The organism is Spirosoma endbachense (genome assembly GCF_010233585.1).
Taxonomy (GTDB): Bacteria; Bacteroidota; Bacteroidia; order Cytophagales; family Spirosomataceae; genus Spirosoma; species Spirosoma endbachense.
This window is the reverse complement of record NZ_CP045997.1, coordinates 9,350,133-9,372,696: the sequence shown is the minus strand read 5'-3', so window position 1 is coordinate 9,372,696 and position 22,564 is coordinate 9,350,133. Positions and strand designations below refer to the sequence as shown.

The 22,564-nt window shown below is 49.3% G+C and carries 14 protein-coding genes; 5 read left to right on the top strand and 9 right to left on the bottom strand.

What is annotated here, in order from left to right:
* The first annotated feature begins 182 nt into the window (after window positions 1–182).
* From GJR95_RS37670 to GJR95_RS37650, 5 genes are all read left to right on the top strand, one after another.
* On the top strand, window positions 183–764 hold the full coding sequence (locus GJR95_RS37670; protein ID WP_162390774.1) for an RNA polymerase sigma factor: 582 nt from the start codon (window positions 183–185) through the stop codon (window positions 762–764).
* A 414-nt stretch (window positions 765–1,178) separates the two neighbouring features.
* Window positions 1,179–3,002, top strand: coding sequence for a PQQ-dependent sugar dehydrogenase (locus tag GJR95_RS37665; RefSeq protein ID WP_162390773.1), 1,824 nt, complete (start codon window positions 1,179–1,181; stop codon window positions 3,000–3,002).
* 72 nt (window positions 3,003–3,074) lie between these two features.
* Window positions 3,075–4,001, top strand: a complete 927-nt coding sequence (locus tag GJR95_RS37660) for a sugar phosphate isomerase/epimerase family protein (protein ID WP_162390772.1) — start codon at window positions 3,075–3,077, stop codon at window positions 3,999–4,001.
* Between the two features lie 21 nt (window positions 4,002–4,022).
* Window positions 4,023–6,428, top strand: a complete 2,406-nt coding sequence (hepB, locus tag GJR95_RS37655) for a heparin/heparin-sulfate lyase HepB (protein WP_162390771.1) — start codon at window positions 4,023–4,025, stop codon at window positions 6,426–6,428.
* Window positions 6,429–6,460: 32 nt separating this feature from the next.
* Window positions 6,461–7,897 (top strand): glycoside hydrolase family protein, encoded by a 1,437-nt coding sequence (locus tag GJR95_RS37650; RefSeq protein WP_162390770.1) that lies wholly within the window; start codon window positions 6,461–6,463, stop codon window positions 7,895–7,897.
* A 436-nt stretch (window positions 7,898–8,333) separates the two neighbouring features.
* Here GJR95_RS37650 and GJR95_RS37645 read toward each other — a convergent pair whose 3' ends face one another.
* The 9 genes from GJR95_RS37645 to GJR95_RS37605 all read right to left on the bottom strand — a co-directional run bounded on the left by GJR95_RS37645 (window position 8,334) and on the right by GJR95_RS37605 (window position 22,544).
* Complete coding sequence (locus GJR95_RS37645) at window positions 8,334–10,607, bottom strand: GH36-type glycosyl hydrolase domain-containing protein (RefSeq protein ID WP_162390769.1); 2,274 nt, start codon at window positions 10,605–10,607, stop codon at window positions 8,334–8,336.
* Window positions 10,608–10,753: 146 nt separating this feature from the next.
* On the bottom strand, window positions 10,754–11,161 hold the full coding sequence (locus GJR95_RS37640) for an RNA polymerase sigma factor (RefSeq protein WP_232540986.1): 408 nt from the start codon (window positions 11,159–11,161) through the stop codon (window positions 10,754–10,756).
* Between the two features lie 179 nt (window positions 11,162–11,340).
* Window positions 11,341–12,870 carry a GH39 family glycosyl hydrolase gene (locus GJR95_RS37635; RefSeq protein ID WP_162390768.1) on the bottom strand — a complete coding sequence of 510 codons (1,530 nt, stop codon included), beginning with the start codon at window positions 12,868–12,870 and terminating at the stop codon, window positions 11,341–11,343.
* Between the two features lie 284 nt (window positions 12,871–13,154).
* The gene (locus tag GJR95_RS37630; RefSeq protein WP_162390767.1) at window positions 13,155–14,471 is read right to left on the bottom strand and encodes a Gfo/Idh/MocA family protein; all 1,317 of its coding nucleotides are present in this window, start codon (window positions 14,469–14,471) and stop codon (window positions 13,155–13,157) included.
* Between the two features lie 23 nt (window positions 14,472–14,494).
* Window positions 14,495–15,241, bottom strand: a complete 747-nt coding sequence (locus GJR95_RS37625) for a 3-keto-disaccharide hydrolase (RefSeq protein WP_162390766.1) — start codon at window positions 15,239–15,241, stop codon at window positions 14,495–14,497.
* 26 nt (window positions 15,242–15,267) lie between these two features.
* Entirely contained in the window at window positions 15,268–16,197 is a 930-nt protein-coding gene (locus tag GJR95_RS37620) for a nucleoside hydrolase (RefSeq protein ID WP_162390765.1), read from the bottom strand.
* 150 nt (window positions 16,198–16,347) lie between these two features.
* Complete coding sequence (locus tag GJR95_RS37615; protein WP_162390764.1) at window positions 16,348–20,040, bottom strand: cellulose binding domain-containing protein; 3,693 nt, start codon at window positions 20,038–20,040, stop codon at window positions 16,348–16,350.
* A gap of 162 nt (window positions 20,041–20,202) precedes the next feature.
* On the bottom strand, window positions 20,203–20,619 hold the full coding sequence (locus GJR95_RS37610; RefSeq protein ID WP_162390763.1) for a sugar 3,4-ketoisomerase: 417 nt from the start codon (window positions 20,617–20,619) through the stop codon (window positions 20,203–20,205).
* Between the two features lie 194 nt (window positions 20,620–20,813).
* Window positions 20,814–22,544, bottom strand: coding sequence for a RagB/SusD family nutrient uptake outer membrane protein (locus GJR95_RS37605; RefSeq protein ID WP_162390762.1), 1,731 nt, complete (start codon window positions 22,542–22,544; stop codon window positions 20,814–20,816).
* Window positions 22,545–22,564 lie beyond the last annotated feature (20 nt).

Below are 22,564 nucleotides of genomic sequence, written 5' to 3'. Positions count from 1 at the left end.
AGTAGAATATTCTAAAATTTGCCCCTATCCGCATGATATTATATTAAATGCAAAATAGGCAACATTTTCTGCAAAAGACCCATTAGAATGGTGCTGGAACTTGTTGGAATTTTGCAAGAGAAGAACTGCATATGGAATTTACTTCGCTAAACAATACCCACCAAAAATTGCCGTAATAAGCTATGAACGCCCGCCTGTCGCCTTCCGAACACATTGCCCTCTGGAATAGCTTCAGACAGGGAGACCCAGTGGCCTTTGCCCAATTGTATGACTTGTTCGCGGCAGACTTATACCGCTATGGCTACAACCTGATTCGGAACAAACAATTGGTCGAGGATTGCCTGCACGAGTTGTTTCTCCACTTGCATGAGAACAAAGCCCGGCTTGGTGGTACAGACAACATCCGATTCTACCTCTACCGGGCGTTACGACGCCGGTTAGTAGATACAGCTACCCGATCGGGCAAATTAAACTCGAATGAGTATGTTTTTGATAATGCCGGGCTTTGGATTGACTCCTATGAGCAAGTCCTGATCGAGGAACAAGTTGCTGAACAGCAAAAGCTGGTGGTCCTCTATCACCTCAATCAGTTGCCAAGACGTCAGAAAGAGGTGCTCTATTTAGTGTACATGAACGAACTTACCTATCAACAAACGGCAGAGGTGATGGATGTTACGATCAAAACGGTATATAACTCCGTTAACGTGGCTCTGCAAACGCTGCGGGCGTATCTGTGCGAACCGCTTCCTTTTCAAAAGTCATAGTTTGCAGCGGTTACCGTGTACCCCACCAGTCTTCTGAGCTACTTCCGACTTTTCCTGATAAAGTTAGCCATTCCCTTATTGTCATGAAGAATTTACAGTTACGCATTTTAGTTACCTTGTTTTTGCGCTGTCAAAACTGTGTTTAGGCCAATCGGCCAGCCAGGTTGTCATTACCTCGCCCGACAAAGCCATTGTCGTCACGGTGAGTAATTCGGCTTCAACAGGAACTGGTCCCCGTTTGAAGTATCAAATAACAGCCTTTGGACAGACCGCTGTGGCACCTTCCCGGCTGATGGTATCGACCAACACTTCGCGGGGGACAACGCCTGGAAGATAGTGCGGGGTGCTCATCCGAAGTAAAAAATTACCCTAAATTGACTTCCGTATAAACTGGACTGTTAATCGAACTCATCAATGCCTTCGCGTTTCATCTGCTTCAAATCGCTTGTGTGTTTTTTCGTTATGCTGGCTAGTGTTGTTTGGGGCAGGTTCGCCATAGCACAAAAAACCGTTGGTCACCAACAAAAGCCGGGTGGCACGGAAAAAGTCGCTTTTTCAATTGACAAGGGAGTCCTGGAAAAAGGGCAATTGCTATTTCAGAATAACTGCTCACACTGCCATAACTTTTTGCAAAAAGGAATTGGACCAAACTTGGGGCAAGTTACTACTGAGGTGCCAGTGACCTGGCTAAAGCAGTTTATTCGGAATGCGCCGGGAAAGATTAGCCAGAAAGACAACCGGGCAATCCGGCTTCTCGCGGAGTATAAGCAGGTGATGCCCGCCTTCCCAATATTGACAGATACCGATTTAAACGCCTTACTGGCCTACCTTCAGGCCAATCAAAAAGCCCAATTACCTGCTTCTGGGAATAAAAGACGGGATGTTGGCCTGAGAAATCCGATTTTGACCAGCCCCGCCAAATCAGGTCTGCGGCTTCGACTGAGCGAAGTACTAACTGCGCCGTCAAGCGCAACGACTATTCCCAGGGCTCGAATCAACAAAATGGCCGTCTTGCCGGGTCAGCCAGGCCGGGTCACGCCAGACCGGGTATTTATTGAGGATTTACGGGGAATCCTTTATGAGCTGGCAGGCAAGGAACTACATGTTTTTATGGACCTTAGCAAAGAGCGTTCGGACTTTATTCATTCGCCGGGCTTGGGCTCAGGGTTCGGCAGTTTCGCCTTTCATCCGGAGATTTATCAGAACGGTCTTTTTTATACCACCCATACCGAAAAAGCAGGAACGGCTCCCGCCGATTTTGCCTACGCCGATTCGATTCCCGTCCGGTTGCAATGGGTGCTCACCGAATGGAAAATGAGTGATCCGACCAAAGCCGTTTTTTCTGGAAAAGGTCGTGAACTGATGCGCGTCAACTTCGTTTCGGCCATTCATGGACTTCAGGAAATCACCTTCAATTCACTGGCCCGGCCTGGAGACCCCGACTACGGGTTGTTGTATATTGGCATAGGCGATGGCGGGGCTACCGAAGATGGCTTTTACTTTTTGTGCAATGACAAAAGCCGAATCTGGGGTTCGGTCGTGCGAATTGACCCCAGAGGAAGCAATAGTGCAAACGGCCGGTATGGCATTCCACCTGGTAATCCCTACGCGCAGGACAAGGACCCGGCTACACTCGGGGAGCTATTCTGCCGGGGATTCCGCAACCCAAACCGCATTAGCTGGACACCCGATGGGAAGATGCTGATTGCGGACATTGGTCAGCACAATGCCGAAGAAATCAACCTTGGCGTTGCTGGAGGAGACTACGGCTGGCCGGAGCGGGAAGGTACGTTTCAGATGAATCCAAGGGGCGACATGAGTGTGGTGTATCCCCTACCTCCCGACGATTCAACGTCTGGGTATTTGTATCCGGTGGTACAATACGACCATGATGAAGGCAATGCCATTTCGGGCGGGTTTGTGTATGCCGGAACCGCGCTGCCCCTGCTTACCGGGAAATACGTATTTGGCGACATCGTTAACGGGCGGGTATTCTTTGTCAACAACAACGAACTAAAGCCCCGAACGCAGGCCCTCGTTCAGGAATTCGAGATAGAAGTAGACGGTGGGGCGGCCCAGCCTGGATTGGCACTCCGGCAGCTAACCACCTTTCAAAAATTATGTGGCAGCAAAAAAACAGACCTTCGATTTGGTATTGGCCAGAATCAGGACTTGTATCTGTTCACAAAAGCTGATGGTCGACTGTACCGGGTAACGGATTGTTACCAGCCTAAATAGCGCAAAATCAGCCGTAAATCTTCATTGGCAAGCCCCTTTCAAACGCTGCTTAAATCTACATTTATTTTCAGCATGACTCATCCAACCCGACGTTCGTTCCTGGCTTCCTCCTTTGGCATGGCCGCACTGGCTATTCCCGAATGGCCCTCTATTACCTTCGCGCCAAAACCTAAACTATCGTTTTCAACGCTGGGTTGCCCGGCCTGGTCGCTGGAAACCATCTTGAAAACAGCCGTCGACAATGGGTATCAGGGTGTAGAATTGCGCGGACTGGAGAAGGAAATGGACCTTACTAAACGCCCGGAATTTAGCACTCCCACCCGTGCTGCCGAGAGTCGGAAACGGTTTGCCGGGAAGGGTGTTCGGATTATTAACTTAGGCTCGTCGGCCCAACTGCACCATGCCGACCCGACAAAACGAAGCCAGCAGGTAGACGAAGCCCGGCGGTATATCGACCTGGCTCAGCAGCTTAATTGCCCATTTGTGCGGGTCTTCCCCGACCAGTTGCCACCCGACCAACCTCGTGAGCAAACATTGCAGCTCATCAGCCAGGGTCTGCTTGAATTGGGCGAGTACGCCAAACTCCGTTCCGTTACGGTGTTGCTCGAATCGCACGGCGAGTTGACCCGAAGCGATTTGTTACTCCGGATTCTGACGGCCGCCGAACATCCGAACGTCGGGCTGATCTGGGACGTATTCAATATGTGGACGGCCAGCGCTCCGGGAGATAGCCATGAGGATGTCGGCGAGGTATATAGTAAATTAAAAAAATACATTCGGCATACGCATATAAAAGATGGCCGAATTGAAAACGGGAAACACCGCTACGTGCTGGTTGGACAGGGAGAAGCTCCCTTACAGAAAGCGATTTCGGTCCTAGCCAAGAGCGGCTATCAGGGGTTCTACAGCTTTGAGTGGGAGAAACGGTGGCATCCTGAACTTGAAGAACCAGAACTGGCCATGGCGCAGTATCCCAAAGCCATGAAGGCGTATTTCTGAATCAATCACCTGTCGGTTAGCATGAAACACAATTTCTCTATTTTCGCAACGGTGATTCTGCTGTCCAATGTCGACCTAACGACAGTGAATGCAGCTACAAACCAACTTATAAGTGCACCCACTATCGGTGCTCAACAAACGTCCGATACCAATCAGATTGTCGCCATCACGTACCCACCACTGACCAAACGGGAAGGAGAAGGCCTGAAACTGCCCATCCCGCCTGCCCAGCATCCAAGACTTTACTTAAGGGCAGAGGACATCCCCGAACTGAAAAAGAAAGCGACAAGCCCTTTACTAAAGGATTGCTGGAAGAAAATTGTTTCTGCAGCCGCCCTCAGCACCGATGGCTACCTGCCTCTGACTGGTGAAACGCACAATAATAACGTAGCGGTCAGTAATGCCATTGAGGCCAAAGCGTTCTTATCGGTTTTAAATAATGACCAAAAACTCGGTCGGGCAGCGATTGATGCCCTCCTGCACTACTATGGTACCCTCAAAATCAATCCCAAACGACCTGACGTGACCCGTGAAATTGGCCGGGCTATTGTCACTGGATCAATGGTGTATGACTGGTGTTACCCGGTACTAACTCCCGCCGAGAAAACGATACTCATTGGCCGGATGGAAACGCTGGCTACCACCATGGAGATTGAGTGGCCAGCCATTAAAGGAAGCTCCCTGACCAGCCACACCGTAGAAGCGCAGTTATCCAGAGATATGCTGTCGTTAGCCATTGCTACCTATGACGAGAAACCAATTATCTACAACCGTGTTGTGGGCAGAATCTTCGCCGAATTTGTACCGGCCCGTGCTTTCTACTATCCGGCCGGTTATCACCATCAGGGGAGTGCGTATGGGGCCTATCGTTTTAACTGGGAGATGTACGCCACCTTTATTTTCGACCGGATGGGCTACCCCAATGTATACGGTAGAGCACAGCAAAAAGTACCCTATTATTTTATCTACAGTCGCCGACCCGATGGCCAATTGCTCCGAAACGGCGACGATTATAGTGAGCACTCGCATACGTTTGGCCAGTGGTGGCAACTGGGGCAGAGTGCTTTATTATTAGCAGGCAGCTATCACAACGATCCGATTGTTCTGGCCGAAGCCCTGAAAGAACGAACCGTAGGTGACAACCGGGATTATCTGTTTGAGTTTCTATTTTTTAACTGGGCGTCACTCCGCCCCAAAGCGGATGCGCCGGTTACCAAGGCCTCGCTTCCCTTAACCAATTATTTTGCGCCCCCGTTTGGAGCCATGATTGCCCGAACCGGCTGGCAGGACGGTTTAGCTTCACCGAGTGTGGTGGCAGAAATGAAAGTCCAGGCCTATAATTTCACTAATCACCAGCACCTGGATGCGGGCAGTTTCCAACTCTATTACAAAGGGCCATTAGCGGTTCAATCGGGTGTGTACCAGGGTAAAAACGGTACGTATGGTGATGAGCATTTTAAAAATTATGCCCAGCGGTCCATTGCGCACAACACCCTGTTAATCTATGACCCAGCCGAAAAATTTACCTGGCACAAACGAGCTATTCGCAATGATGGTGGCCAGCAGTTTCCCAACGAGGCCCATGAGCCTGAAAATCTGACAGAGCTATTGACTCAGGGATACAAAACCGGCGAAGTACAGGCCCATGCCGTGGGTCCCGATTCGCTCAGACCCGAATTTTCGTACTTAAAAGGGGAGCTGTCTGCTGCCTATTCAGCCAAGGTAAAAAGTGTCAGGCGGTCGTTTGTTTTCCTGAATTTTAACGACGCTACCATTCCGGCAGCCTTGCTAGTCTTTGATCATGTTACGGCAGCCGACTCAACGTTTAAAAAATACTGGTTGCTGCACAGTGTGGAAGAGCCTGTGATTAAGGGCGCTCAGGCTACTGTTAAACGAACAGGGCGAGGGTACAAAGGCAAGCTACTCAACACAACCTTACTGCCCACCCAAGACAATCTGACCATCGAAAAAGTGGGGGGAGAAGGCAGGGAATATGATGTCTTTGGCACCAATTACCCGCAACCGGTAGCCAATCCGTCCACCAGGGCCGCAGACAGTGCCGCCTGGCGAATTCAGGTATCGCCAAAAAAGGCAGCGCGGACTAATCTTTTTCTGAATGTAATGCAGCTGATGGATAGCAACGTAACCCCATCCACAGCCAGATTACCCCAGAAGCTGGAAACCGATCTTTTTACCGGGGCCAGACTTGGCGACAGGATTGTGTTGTTGAGCAAAACGGGAACGGCCATTGGAATCCCCTTCACGTTAAAAGTGACCGGCAAAGGCGTCTTTACCGTATTGATTACGGACGTGCAGACAGGTGATTGGCAGGTCCGCTCGAAAAGCACCAATAAAGTCATTAAAAACGATTCACAAGTCCTGTATTTCAGGGTGAGTGCCGGTGAGTATACCGTGTCAAAAAAATAATTCCGACCGTTCTACCCTATTCTTCTTATACGATGCCAAGGAATCGATTCGCCTTTATTGGGGTATGGCTGCTGATGCCGTGCACACTTTTTGCCCAATCACTTGATGTCTATCCCGCTCCCGCCGGGATTGCCCCTTCGCTGTACTTTTCGGTGCGGGCTAGGATAGGCCAACAACCCTGGCAACCCGTATTTATCCATCATTCCATCAATAGTCTTGATAGCTTAGGCGGATTGTCAATCGGCATCTTTTCCTTTGCAGGTCCGATAGAACTGGAAATTACCTCATCCAACCAACCTGGTTCGCTTGACAATGTGGAGGTTCGGCCCAAGCCCTATGGCATCACAACCCAACTGGCGGACGGGAAGATTTTTCTTCGACTATCCAAACCGGCCAATTTTGTCGTCGAAGTAAATCGGTCCGGCGGGGCGAGTGGTGCTCGTCAGGCATTATTGATTTCTGCCTGTCCCATCGAGCGCCACGCACCCAAAGCCACAGACAAAGGGGTAGTCTATTTCGGGCCGGGTGTACATAGAATTGGGGATGCCTACCCACTAAAAAGCAACACAACCTACTACCTGGCGGGAGGTGCTTACTTAAAAGGAGCCATGCGGGGCTTTGGAGCAGTTGAAAACGTACGAATTTGTGGGCGTGGCATACTGGATTCGGGCCATCAACCGTATCAGCATCCACTGAAAGGTCTTCGATCTAATATTCTGTTTGAAGACGGACGAAACGTGACCATCGAAGGTATCACGGCCATGCAGGCCGGTAATTATCAGGTCAAGTATCAGACCAAAGCACCCAATGACCATTTCGAGGTGGACAACCTGAAGTTAATTGGCTGGCACCAGAATACCGATGGCATCCACATCTCAGACATGGACTGGAAAGACCACCCCACGGTGGGAAACGCCCCCGGTTTGCGAGTGTCGGTAACGAATAGCTTTATTAATGCCAATGATGATGCCCTCCTGATCTGCGACGGCATCCAGCAATTTGAGGCCCGGAATTGTGTGATCTGGGATCGGGGTAACGGCGCTACGTTCTGCTTAAGCTGGGGCGGCCACCAGCCGGTTGATGGAGCACTGATCCAGGACTGCTACGTCATTCATAAGGAAGGCAAAAACCCGGTTTTTCGGGCCAACCACGCTGGTGAGGCCGATATAAAACAGGTCACGTTTAAAAATATTTATATCGAAGGCAATGTCCAGACGCTCATCGGCCTGCAAACGATGGATCACCGGTACGACCCCGATCCGGGCAAAGGCAACGTACATGCTATCACTTTTCAGCATATCGTATTGGAAGGAAACTGCACAGATAACTTCATTTTAGGCTACAATCCACAAAGCCGGGTCTACGATATTCACCTTAACCAGATAGTTGTCGGGGGCAAGCGCATTAAAAGTCTGGCCCAATTCCCCCTGCGCACGAATGCATACACGGGTCATGTTACGATTCGCTAGGTAGTAAATTAATTTTTGAATGAATCTTGCCGTATTCGCCGGACTCAGTTGACAGTTACGAAAATTGGGCTGTCCCAATACCACTGTCCCACCCCACTTTCGCACAGGAAAACGACCGATTATTTTAAGACAAGAAAAATTGGCAGCCTACTCTAAGCCAAGACACACTAACAAACTTTATGTTTCTGTACATTGCAATATGGTTCAATGGGAACTTGGCTGTAATGATCTTTATGGACATAAACGGCATTCTGAAATCGCTACAGCTAGTTAGCTCTTATTCAGGCATTTCAAACTGGCTTTTTACTTCTTGATTCCCTTTATGGATGCCCTTAACGACCCTATTTAAAAAATTATTGAGAATGGCCAACTGGATAAATCCATAGATCGACAAATGGCCCAATGAGCCTATATGATTTTACAGACAGATCGTTACTTACCGTTCTTTCAACTTAAAATAACAGAACAATGGCCAGGTGTGCGGGTGCGAGCAGTACCCCTGAAAGGCCCGTTTCCGATCTTGTGACGGTACCCAGAACGCGTATAATCCTTCGCGGTACAAGGTCGAGTTCACCTCGTCGGCTGCTGTCCAGTGGCCCACCCAATAATCAGGGTACTGCTCGGCGTAGGTATGAAACGAAAATTTTATCAATAACGACCAGGCTTCGGCTTTATCGAACGTAGCGACGCCAAGCAGCACGGGATATTCCAGCGAAAACCAGATACCCCCATCTTCGCCGTCGGCATTTCTGCCCCACAACGACCGCTCCCGGGTTCGGATGCCAATTTTCTCGGGAGCCAGCACCTTGCTTTTTACATACTCGTAAATTTCCCGTTTACGCGACGTCGGTAAGCCCGGACTCTGCAACAGATACCCCTGTGGTTCGAGGCAAACGTTGTCGAGGCCGAACCTGAGTTTAGGGCTTAAGTAAGCACGGGCCGAAAATTTCCGGTCGCCCAAATCCTTCAAATAGCTTTGCTCCACGGTTGTCCTATACTCCGTCAGGGCGCTGATGAAGGAGGACGCGTCTGCATTAGTCGCTTTTTCCAGGGCTGCAATCAGCTTCGGGAAGATGGCTAACACCATCGCTGAATTCAGGTGCGATTCAGCGGAGCCGACATAGATGTTCGGTGAGTGATCGTGAAAAAAACTATCGCTCCAGTCAGAGTTCAGCATCCTGACCAACCCGTTTGGGCCGAGACCTACCTCGTCGCGCAGGTAGGTAAACTGTTTTTTCAGATGGGTAAGTACTGTCGCTTTCCGGTCTGCTTCGGCTGGATAGTACGCAACCTCTTCATTCAGAAACTGATAATCGCTGGTAATCAACAGGTATTCGGCAAGGGTGTTGAAGAAAAATAATTGTTCGTCGCTTTCTTTATAAATCGACGGGGCTGAATAGCCAAAACCGGCGTTGCCCCGTTTGATTTCACCGTCGGCTTCCGAATGTTTGATCACGTAACGTAGCGTCGATTTGGCCAGTGCAGGATTCGTGTAGCAGGCGGGCATCGCGGCCTGCAAGTGATCGCGGTTCGAAATATTATCTCCGAAATAATAGCTGTACACCGTTCCCTGCGGGATAAATGTTTCCTTATAATACGCACTGTATTTGGCCGAAGCTTCCATCATGTGGGCGTTCCACAGCATCTCCCGTTTGAGTATTTCGTTCGTTTCGGTGGAAAAGTCAGGTAGTTTCGCTTTCCACTGCTGCGCAAACAAACCCTCCGACGAGTCGGCCAGGTTTGCCCCGGCCAACAGATCGTTTACCTGAGCCTGTACATCGGCAAGCTGGTTCGTCGTTGTCAAGCCGATCACCAGATTGAACATGGCCGTTTGCCCCGGTTTCAGCGCCGTTGTAACGATAGTCGACAGCGTGTCGCCGGACGCTGTTACGGTGGAGTGATAGTCGCTGCGAGTCTGCCTCGCGTACATAAATACCGATGGCGGATCGACCTCATACGGAAAGCGCTCAGCCGGGGTTGGTACGACCTGAAACGTATTGGATCTTGCGGTCAGGTCCGCCAGCGCGATTTGGTGACTGTCGTCCAGACTGATTGTAGGGTTATACAAAAAGGGGCGTTTAGCCGGGTCGGTGTACTGGGTGCCGTTTGGCACAAAATTGACCAGCATCCGCTCGATATACGCTACATCCTGCGGTCGTTTTCCGTTGTTTTTCAGCGTAACGGTCACGACAAACGAGGGATTTCCGGTATTTATGGTGGACGATGGTTTGACCGAAATAACTCGACTACAGCTTACCTGATTATCCAGCGAATAATCGTAGCGGGCAAAGCCAGCACCAAACGATTTCTGGACCAGGGCCGGATTAGCCGCCAGGGACTTAACCCCAATCAGGTTTATTTTTTTTGTGGCTCCCTTGTCGTTTTTGAACAAAATACTGGCTTCGTTCCAGCCGTAATTGGTTTGGGCTGCGGCATTCATTCGGGCCCATACCCGCTCGGAGGTTATAAGTTGGTAGGTTCCACTCGCGTGAGTCAGTAAGGCCAGTCGGTAGTTGCCCAGCAAAAAATAGGGATCTTCCGGCAGATTGGCATCCTTGCCGTTGTTATCCGTCGCTTTAAACGGTAAAGCCCCCGTATAGTGATATATGGGCAGCCCCTTTTCCGACAGAGCCCAGTTGCCAATCGGTTGGGTATGGGCTGTTTGTAGACATACTAAACACCCGGCTATAACCAGAAGCACTAATTTCATGAAGTAAACTGTTCTTTACCAGTCAAACAGAGAATCCTTCCTTATTCCCTTTTTCCGTCAATCCTATGTCTGGAAAATTCCCGGAATTCCCATTAGGTGCTGAAAATTTTTCCGAATCATCTACCAGTTAGAATCAGGTAGGTAGGTTATTTTAACGAGTCCCGCATATAAACCCGTAAACTCGTCAGCGCTACGTTGACGGTATTGTAAACCGTTTTCAGGGTAATATCCATCACCTCAGCGGCTTGCAGATACGTCAGTCCGTTCATGTAAACCAGGTAAAGAATCTCTTTCTGGCGCTTCGGCAATTTGTTTAACTCCGCAATCAGGATCTGTTTCTGATGATCAAGCAGTTGCTTCTCAATCAATAGACTCTCATAGGGTTGAATCTGAAACTGAGCCTCATCAAACAGATACTCGTCCGAATCAAGCTTATTCATCCGGCCAACGGTGTCTAACAGGCGTCGGCGTAAGGCCTGGTAGAGGTAAAACTGAAAAGCATCTTGTAGCGCCCAGCCGGTCCCGATTTTGCTAAATGTGCAGGAACAACTCATGTAGACAGTCTTCCACCAAAGGCTTATGCGGATCAGGTTGTAGCCTTATCGATACAGATCAGCGGCAAACAATGCATAGAGTGTAGCGAATGCGTCCCGATCGCCACTGCGGAAGGCGTTCCAGAGCTGAACATGCCCGGCGGGCGTGAGTTGAGTGGCCATAGCTAACGGGAATACGATTACTGAAATTTCACCAGACTTTTGTCGGCAATCAGGATAGGCGCGTCGTAGATTGGAATATCGGTGAAGGTGTAGATGGCCCCCGTTTTTTTCCACTGACTGGCCGGAATTTCATATACGCCACCCGTTATGATATCCACATAAACTGGCGTATCGATATTGGCATTGGCAAACGAGAAGGACAGGTTACGGGTTGCGTTCGATTCGACAGGAATATAATCGTTCGCCCAGATCGTAAATACCTGCTTTTTTGTGTCTTTGTGCTGGTAGGCATAAACCGCCAGACTCCGGTCGGTACTGGGCGAATAAGTCATTTCCGCCTTGTTTTCAGGCACGAAAGCCCGGTTGTAAGTATGCTCCAGCTTTTTGATACGTTGCAACGAATGATCGAAGATGGCAGTAACGTTCTGAATAGCGTAGTAGGCAATTTTGGGCCGGATAGCCTTTTTCGTAGAATCAGATTTAATGATTCCCTTGTAATTGAGCCGATTGATTGGCCCATTGGTGTACGCCATTTCGATAATGCCGAACACGCTCGTTTCAATGTCGTGGCCCAGGTCGCCCAGCATCCGGCGAGTGTCCCATTTAGCCTGCGTCAACTCACTCCACTCGTAGTCACCCAGCGCACCCCGACCAAAACCCGGACTCGACGGTGCCCCGTTTTCGCCCTGACGTAGCGGAATGTCCGGTGCGTATTTGTCCAGAACGGCGCGTAACTGCATCACTTTGGGGTAATGTGAATCGGGGTTGTAGGTGTAGTCGTGATAGGTAAAATTGTTAAACAGGTTGATCTTCTTTTTCTCGGCCAGCACCCTAAAATACCGGTCGGCATAGTCCAGACTGATATGCCCCAGGGCCAGTCCCGATACCTTCGCTTCAGGTTGGATCCGTTTGATAATGTCGATAGTACGAATATTCAGCGCAGCGGCTTTTTCGGGCGTATTTTCCTGATTGTCGCCAAAATTGGGTTCGTTCCAGATTTCCCAGTCGACCACCTTGCTTTTGTATCGCGTCACCAACGCGTCTACCCACTTATCCCAGGCTTCCAGCGCTTCCTTCGACGTAGGCACTCCGGCTCCCAGGTTTGATCCTCCCCCATTTGGGTAATTATGATTTCCGTATGACGTTTGAAGCCAGGGTTTTAAACCCCGTTTGTGGGCATCGTCGATGATGTGGTCGAGCCATGCCCAGTCATATTGACCGGGGCGGCCTTCCGCCTTAATTTTCTCAGTTTTGTCCCAACCCGCCTGCATCCGTAACCGTTTGATTCCCAGCGGAACTAGATATTCTTTGTACTGATCGTAATCGGTAAAGTCGCGATCCATCGTCTCGCAACCGATTAGCCAGTTAGACGATTTGATTTCGCTGGTTGAACGGGGTTTTATGCTACCCAGGTACGGTAATGTTATGTTGAAGGACGTTTTTACCCGGCCCTTACCCGTGTCGATATTCTGGGCAATTACCGTGTCTTTCGGAGCAACGAGCAGGCAGAGAGTGGCAAATGCAATGTTCAAGGAATTACTTTTCATTTTTCAAATCAGATAACTAACTTATAATCAATAGAATAATAACTCCTTTTACCATGGCACCGGCGAACAATGAGGGATCTCTATTATCCTTACGCTTGAGATCCCTCATTCTTCGCTGGTGCCATGGTAAAACCGGACAAGGTTAGCCCTCACCGCTACCGGCTTTCAAATACACTGCCAGGTATGGCTACAATACGAAGATTTCCGATTGTATTTGCGGGCGTCAATAGCCGGATAACAATACGGCTCAGGCCTGGATTTGCTGAATCCTGCCAGAAAATAATTTACGAAACCCGCATTTCCCAGCCTTTTTCATACTCCCGTTTCCAGAGTTGCGTAGCGGCTTTGTTGTCCTTAATGTGTCCATTAGTCGTGTCACAATGCAGTGTTGAGCCGGTACGTTGGGAAATATTGGCCAGGTGGCAAAGCAGCACACTCTTATGGCCCTCTTCAATCGGCGCTGTTAGTTTCGTATTCTCCCGGATGGTTTCCACGAAATTGGTAAAGTGCGTCAGTTCCAGATCGCCGGTTGCGCTAATAGTGTTGTTAGGGTCGAGTTTTGTGCTGGGTTTGATTTCCTTGACGAGCTTGTTTTTATCGTCATAAATCTGGTAATCGCCACCTCCTTTATTGACTAGTGTCCCTTTGTCGCCATAAATAATAAAGCCCCGACCGCTCCCATCAATCGGGTATGAACTGCAGCTGCGTCCTTCCCAGGTGATGGCTTTCCCGTTGTCAAACTCAAACGTAGCCACTTGCGTATCTGGTGTCTGCCAGTCATCTTTATAGGCATACCGCCCACCTGACGATGTTACTTTCGAGGGGAAATCGACGCCCATAAACCATCGGCAGCAGTCAATTTCATGGTTGCCATTGTTGCAGGCTTCACCCGTACCCCAGTTCCAGAACCAGTGCCAATTATAATGCACCAAATTGTCGCGGTAATCCTGGCGCGGAGCGGGGCCTTGCCAGAGGTTAAAATCCAATGTCGAGGGCACGGCTACTTTCTTGCCGATCCCAATGGATTTGCGGGAATTGGTGTACCAGGCTTTGGCAAAATACGGGTTACCAATTGCTCCAGCTCGCACTTCCTGTACGGCTTCGATCAGCGTTGGAAACGACCGGCGCTGGCTACCGACCTGAATGAGTTTGCCGTATTTATCGCGGGCCTGAACCAGCATTTCACTTTCGTAGGGATTCTGACCGCAGGGTTTTTCTACGTACACATGCTTGCCGTTGGCAACACCTAGCAGAGCCGCTGGAGCGTGCCAATGGTCAGGGGCGGCAATTAGTAGCGCATCGAAATCTTTTTTAGTGACTAGCTCGCGAATGTCCTTGATGATGGCGGGTTGACGGCTGGCGTCTTTAACGGCGTCCAGACCGTTTTTGATGGCTTTGTCTTCCACATCGCAGAGATAGGCGACCTCCACGTTCGGTAGTTTGGAAAACGATTTGGCATGATAGGCACCCCGGCTGTTGACGCCCATTACGGCTACGACAGCTTTATTGCTTGGCGCGTTTTTACCATATATGGGGAAGTTCAAAATAGTGGTACTTGCCGTAGCCACAGCCGTATGCTTAATAAATTTCCGACGATCCATAGGATTGAGTTTTTACGAAAAAATTAGTTGATCTCTCTGATTTTAATACTGCGGAAGTTCACGGCATTGCCGTGGTCCTGCAACATGATCCGCCCTTTGGGCGCTTCACCAAAGTTGGCAAAGCCTTTGTATTTACTGTTGGCAACTAACCCCCGAAAGGCGGGTGAACCACGGTCGTACTCAAGGACTTTTACTCCGTTCAGGTAATGCTCGACATGGTTGTTGGCATATACAACAATCCGGCCCGTATTCCACTGACCTGGTGGGTTCTCACCCCCCGTCTGCTTATTGGCTTTTATCAGGTCATAGAGCGACGCCTGCGTCCGGTTGCCATCACGGCCCTGTTTGGCGTCGGGGTGTAGTTTATCGTCCAGAATCTGATATTCCAGCCCAATAATCGACCCTTTTTCGCATTCGGAACGGGTCACGAAATACTTCAGCCCACTGTTACCGCCAGGCGCTAAGTTGAACTCGAAGCTTAAATCAAACGCGCTGAACTGGTCTTTCGTCACGATGTCGCCCCCAACGATATGTTCATGTCCACCCCTTTCCGCCACCCCGATTGTACCATCTTTTAAAGTCCAGCCTGTTACTGGAAAATTATCGGTATAGGCACTTTTCCAGCCTGCCGGGCTAACTCCATCGAACAGTAGTTTCCAGCCGTTTTGTTTTTCAACATCAGTTAGTATATTGGGTGACTCCTGTGCCGTTGCCAGATTAGCCAAACCAGCCAGCATGTATACTGTTGTCAAGAGTAATTGTCTTGTCATAAAGTTTAGAATTAGCGGTCTACTTATCAATTCCCCAATTGCCTGACAACACGCCAAAAATCATCCGATAATGCTTTTACGTCGAGTTTGCGATAGGTTTTTATGAGCCGCTTTGTGTTTTCAGGGGGCGTTGATACCTCCACGACTGTTGCGTTTTGGGGCCGTAAATAAGCCTCTACCAAAGCCAGGTCCCAGAGCGTACGCACATTATCCTGTGGATTTGTTTCCTGCCAGCGCTGTTTAAGAAGTCGCTGGGTCAGAACTTTATCATCGATTCTCTGATAGATTGTATCCCGAGCGAAACGAAATGGCAAAGCGGCATCAATAGGCATTAAGGTGAGATCTACCTTAGGATTATCCAGCAAATAGTCGAAAGCATTCAGGTCGTTCCGGATATTAAATTCATTTTTACTCCATGCGTTGGTCTGGCTATAGTACTTTGCACCCAACGCGAACCACCTGATCTGGGGAAGAATTGAGGAATCAAGGAGTATGGCTGAGGCTATATTGGTCAATGCTCCCAGGCAGATCACATCCAGCGTTTCACCTTGTTTTAACATTTTGACTGTGCGGATCAGCTTGGTTGTGACATCCGATGGTCGGGGTTCATTACCACCCCACGCCCGTCCGATCTGGCGATCGGCACCGAGCGGATGGGGAATGGACTCTTTATGCATTGCCCGCAGAATTTCTTCGTTGAGATGCTGACTGATCGCTACGGTTTTAATTCCCTTCGTTAAGTATTGATTCCACTTGTCAAAAGCAATCAGATCGGCATTGTTGAAATGAGCTGAGCTTAGTCCTACTACGTCAATGGAAGGCTCAGCCAGTAACCGCACAATGGCATATACATCATCGGTTTCATTACCGGTGTCAGCGTCGAGCCATACTTTTTGCTTCTGCGCGAAGCCAGTTGTGCAACAAAGCAGGAGTAACCAACTAAAAAATTGTATCATACTGTGTTCAGTTTGAGTAGACCCGGCAGCGCTACCCAACTTATGCCTTCATCCTGCCAGCCGACAAAATGAAGGTAAGGGTTATTGTAGGGAAGCAGACCCGAGTTGTTCGCTTTCCAAAACAACGAACAACTCGGGTTTCGCCGGTTTCTACGGTTTTACTACTTTAATCGTCTGATTCTCCGTCAATGTGCTAATCCGGAGCAACAGTACTCCAGCCGCAGTCTGACCAACCGGCAATCGGATATGCTCCGACGAACCAGCCTGCTCGACCCGATGATTTGTAATCAGTTGACCTCCCTTGTCGATTAGTTCAGCGCGCAGGGTCTGACCTTCAACACCCGTTACTTTGATGCTTACTACATCTCCCTGTATCGGGTTGCCCAGCACCACCACTCGTAATCCTGATGGCTCCGCCCCTACCCGAGCCCCAGTCGGACCCGGCTCCTGCCCATATACCAGCGAACCGTTTATATAAGCTGTGATGTGGGTGTTCTCCGCCAGTGCAGCAACCGGTTTGTATGAGTAATCGTTTGCTTCGTTAAAGTTCGACCAGTCTGATTTGTTGATTCGCTGCTGAATTAGCCCCGTTGAGCTTAAGGGATTCAACTGGCCTAATGTCGGGGCGAAGCTCAGCTCCAGATATGTATCGGTGCCAGCCCGATTCTCCTTGACAAACTTGCTTTTGACTGGAGCGCCAGCCGTGTTCCCATTGCCCAATTCGGCATAATCCAGATTGTATATCAATGAGTTGGTTCCTTCGGCGCTGAACCAGTAGCGAACCGTTACCTGGCTGTAATCGACCGGCGAATTACCTTCATTGACTACTTTCAGATACGTGCTGATTTGGTTCGTAGTCTGGCTACTGTTCTTATTCTCCGAATAGACCTTCAAGGACGTAACTGGGGCGATAGAAACTGGTTCAACGCCCCCGACCAGCTCTCCATTTTTATAGATCGTGATCCGGTCGGTTTTTGTATAGGTATCATTCGGAGCAAACGAGTAATCGTTTGTTTCAGTCAGATTCGTCCAGTTTTGCTTGCCGATGCCAGTCTGAATTTCTCCGGAATTACTGCCTGCGCCCAGCGTTCCTGCTGAGGCATCGAAGCTGTATTCGATATAGCCAAAGGCCCCCTGACGCGGTTGAGCCAATGGCACATACGTCATACGGACTTTGCTGGTACCCAGTTGTGCCCAATACACTGACAGATTGGTCAGGGGTGAAAAGTCTTCTACCGTTAGCCAGTACCGGATGGTAATGTCGCTGTAGGGCACGGCAATCGTACCCTCATTATTGAGTTTCAGATACGGCCGAATGACATTATTAGCTGGCTGGTTATTGTCCCCATCCCGATAGGATACGCTTAGTGTGGCGGGGGGTGCTTTCACGCTAACGGTGATGCTGGTGACCGGGCTGACACAAACACCGACTTTACAGGTTACCGAGTAGACGAATTCACCAACTGCTGAGGTTGAAACGACCAGCGAACTACTGCCGTCCGCACCGTTCCAGTTAAGGGTACCGGCACAGTTGGAGACTGTGAGGGTGACATTACTGGTTCCCTGCGTGGCCGACACGCTGCTAACATCGGGCGCGTCAGGCGCAATCAAACTCCCCGATACTTCGATTGTAGCCGATGTGGAACAACCCTCGGCAGAGGTGACGAGCACTGAATAGGTGCCTGCCTGAGATACCGTAGCCGTGTTTCCTGAACCAATCTGGGCGGCCCCGCTGCTGAAGCTATACGTAACGTTCGCACCAGACATAGCGGTCAACGTAACGGTTGGCGTGGTGCAATTAAGGCTGCCGTTGGCCGTCAAGCCCACCGTTTGGGCGGTATTTACAGTTAAGCTAAACGCATTGGATGTCAAACTATTGAAACCCGAAATAACGACCAGGTAGTTACCCTGATCGGCAGTCGTCACAGCTGAGATCGACAGTGTAGCGGTTGTGGCGGAGGCTACACCGGTCAAAGCTACTCCGTCTTTGTACCACTGATAACTCTGGACTTGCCCAGCAATTGAAACCGAAGCGCTGACGCTGGTACCTGTGCAAACAGCTGAATTACTGGCAGGTTGCTGGGTGATAAGGATGGGCGTTCCCTGAAATTCGTAGGCACCGATGTCCACTCCCGCTCCCTGCGGACGAGCTACGCCAAGAAGGTCTTTAACCGCAAACTGGCCCGGAGTCGAATTACCGGCGTCGATGGCAGGACTAGTGCCGGCAAGCTGAAAATTACTGGTTGCAACATCCACAAATTGCGGATTGACCCCTGTCAGGCTTTGAGGACCCGCAAAGAACGGGGTATCTGTACCACCGACTGTCAGATTATTGCTCTGAAGCAGATTGGGCGAGTTGACAGGAGCGCCAGTGGCTTTGTCAGAACGGCTGTAGAAAATATTGTTGTAGATGCGAACGGAAGAAGAGTACCGCATAGCAAACTCAGACGTAATTTCGGGACTGGCCGCATTCTGGTAAAACGTGTTGTTGCGAATGGTAGCATTATCGCTATAATTGATATTGACTCCTCGTCCCCCATTCTGGTAGCAGATATTATTTTCGATCAGAAATTTACCGTTATAGGCTCCATTTGGATTTGTTGTCCCAAACTGGTTATTGTTATTATCGAGAATAATACCGTTTCCATCGGTAATACCCCTGCAAACCCCGGCAGCAATCCACTTAACCAACAGTCTGTTACCATAACAGATATTATTACGGATGATCATCTTGGGCGTATCGGTATTATCATCATAGTTCCAGCTATTGAGAAAGCTAATACCACTGGTGCCAAAGATGGTATACCATGAATTATTGTAAACCGTGTTATTCTCGACCGTAACATAATCGCTCTCGATGGCCGAGATACCTGCGCCTCCACAGTCATGAATAATATTGTTGGTCAGAACGATGTGATGTGGCCGGGCATTACCTCCGGTCCGTCCACTGACACTGATGCCGTTTCCGTTGAACGCCGGATTGACCGTGCCAGTTGGATTGTCGCAGCTACCGGGTTGGGTAGTTGCGAGTGGTAATGTTACGTTGGCGTTGTTACCTACGATCTCAAAACCCTGAATTTTAATATAGGCAGCCCCGGCCACTAAATTAAAACCCTGATAACCGTTGAATGAAAGCTTAGGTTTATCATTCTGATAGTTGGTAAAAACTATCCAGTTAGTTGGTGTCCCGGTGCGCCGGATAACCACTACATCACTTCCTGCTGTGTTGGTGTAGGTCCCATCCATTACAAAAATAGTATCGCCTGGGGCGGCCGCATCAATGCCCCGTTGAATCGTGTTGAAAGGGGCCGCCAACGTTCCGGCAGTTCCCGGATTCGCCCCAGCCTGTACATAATATTTTTTGTTGCTCGCCGTGTTGGGCGCATACACATCGACCCGATTATAGCCCGTACCTCCCTGAACGGCGGTAGCTCCGGTAGAGTTAGTAACTTTCAGACTCAGTTCATTATAGGATATCTGCCCGTCTGGAATAGTCCAAGTGTAGGAAAACGGAGCGGTCAAATCTTCTCCTAACTTAACGGTTACTTTGCTGTTTCCCGGACCAGTAAAGGTGGCCAGAAAAAACTCGACTTTAGTAACCGTCGTACTGGCGGGCGTGGATGTTGTGGCCTGAATATTCACCGGCGTTCCGGTAATAAATGACGTTCTGAACGCAGGAAAACTCATACTCACCGAGAGCGACTGCCCGACACTGAGGGTCGAAACGCCAATTGACAAAATTAAGATGGCTAATAAGGTTTGGTAAACAGAAAATAGCGAAGTACTCGCCTTCACCATTTTCAGCCGAACAAGCGTAAACGTGTCAGAAAAATACAATTTCATTATTGAGTGTTTTAACTGTTAGAAAAAGATTGAGCAAGGAATTTTTATGGGTATGAACTAGCTTATTTAATGCCTACCTGACCGGATTTGATCAGAAAGGCTATCGGGGCAGACAGCCAGACAGAAAACAGATGAAAAATGGAAAGGGAACAAACCGCTGTGTTAGACTATGCCGGCGCTTACTGAGTCTTTTTGTAGCGCTTTGATCGGATCAGCGGAATGACACTCGTAGATGTAATCCTTCTCGTCATAGTATTCATTGGAAATGACCAGCACGATCGCTAGATCCTGAAAATTTTCCAGAAGGTGCCAGTCATCGGGTTCGAGAATCAGGCATAGATTAGGTTTATCAAGTGAATAGCATTGGGTTTGTTTAGCCGTTTCAACCCGAACATCCACCCGTCCCTGAATGCAGACCAGCGCCTGCCAGGCTCTCTGGTGTCGATGACCTCCCCGCATGGCTCCATCCGCGTTGGCGATATAATAAATGCGTTTCAGCGATCCGGGAAGAATTTGTTCAAAGACCGTTAATTCACCACGTTCACATAAATGTTGCTTTAAAAACAGGAGATGAGCCATTTTTAGGCATATAAGAAAGTGCTTCCTCAAGTGAGGAAGCGTTTACGAAACCAACCTATGATACAAACTTGTCTAACTCAGAAGAAGTGATACCCTCTGCCAGGAGTCAAAGCCGGGAATTACGGAACGATCTTAGCCTTTTGTTTTAGAACCGTATTGCCGAAATACGACATACGTCCAGCCCATGTAGTTTCTTACCAGAGCGGATTTTGCGCCAATCCGCCTGCTATATTGATATCGGTTTGGGGAATGGGATACAGATACATTTTTGGCGTAAATACCCGATTTTCAACGGTTACGGGCTTATAGGTAAACGTACCATCCGCATTTCGGGTAATATCTACTCCCCGAAGGGGCGCGTTAAAGTAGGTAGGAGCCTGCATCCATCGGCGAACGTCCCAGAAACGGTGATCTTCGAAGGCAAATTCGACTCGCTTTTCATTCCGTATCTTCTCCCGTACATCCGCCTGTGATAAGCCAGCCGGTAAAAGCGGCATAGCGACCCCGGTTCGGCTCCTGACCCGGTCATAATATGCCTTGATATCGGCGTTTCCCGGACTCCATTCATTTAACGCTTCAGCGTAGTTGAGGTAGATTTCGGGATATCGGAAAAGAATCCAGCTGTGTACACCTGTGTTTCCATTGATCAGATTCAGGCTTTCAATCTGATATTTTCGGAGATAATACCCGGTTTTGGAGGCAAACGCAATCGGTTTGGCATCAAGCCCTCCCGTCCATAACTGAACATTGCGGGCTGGTGTACCGAATGGCGTATTATTAACCGCAATGGTGAATCCTAAGCGAGGATCCCGGTTCGCGTAGGGATCAGCTGCCATAGCCGGGTTATTCCAGTCGAATCTGGCTGCTGTTGTCGCATTCACTTTAACCTCGTAGGCATCCACTAAATCCTGAGAAGGCGTATTGCCACTCTGCCCTAAACTGAAGCCGATTGGCGAATTATTTTTTTCAAATGCATTGCTGGCCGCATTACTTCGGGTGAAGATGATTTCGGTGTTGTTGAACGTATTGAAAAGGGCTTTATAAGCACCAAGTGTAGGTAATGCGGCTGCGTCAATCACCGCTTTAGCGGCATCAGAAGCTGCTTTCCACCGTGCAACTCGATCACCTGCCGGTAACGAAATCAGTTCAGGTTTGCCATACCCACCCGCCCAGGCGGGTGTATTGAATAAATCACTGGCCGCATATAGGAGAACCCGGCTTTTGAGCGATAGTGCGGTCAGTTTTGTTACCCTGCCCAAATCGGTGGCAGCAACATAAGGCAACGTAGATGTATTGAGAGGCAACTGGGAAGCCGCTGAATCACACTCAGCCGTTATGAACTGGAGACATTCGTTCAGGCTATTCCGTTGTGTTTTCGAGAAATCTTCTTCCAGTGATAGCGCTTTGTTGATGAGCGGTACGCCACCATACCGTTTCACCAGTTCAAAATAATAATAGGCTCGCAGGAATCGGGCTTCGTAGGTCCACCGTTTTATGGCCGCCAGGTTTGTTTGATACACCTGCTGGGCCGACGGCGACGGGTCGAGTTTCCAGGGATCGAGGTTGATCTTGCCCGTCGATACCAGAAATTGATTTACTTTTCGAATACTACGATAATACGTACCCCAAACCAGGTCTGGGTTATTGACGGCATTCCAGCTACCCGTATTGAAACTTTGAATCACGTTCGTCTCGGCCGTAAATTCAGATTCATCCGTGGCAGAAGCCATCATGGCAGCACCCCCAATATAAACGGTGCCATCCGGAATGTCCGAGTAAATAGCATTCAGTAAGGCCTGTACATTCCCAAACGATTGCTCAATCTCTTTTTGCCCAATCGTGGTGACGAAGTCACGGTTAAGGTCCTGGCAGGCGGTTACTGCCAGCGCAGTCAGGACAGTTAAAATATAGATCTGTTTTTTCATTCGTCAGCTTCTTAAAAATG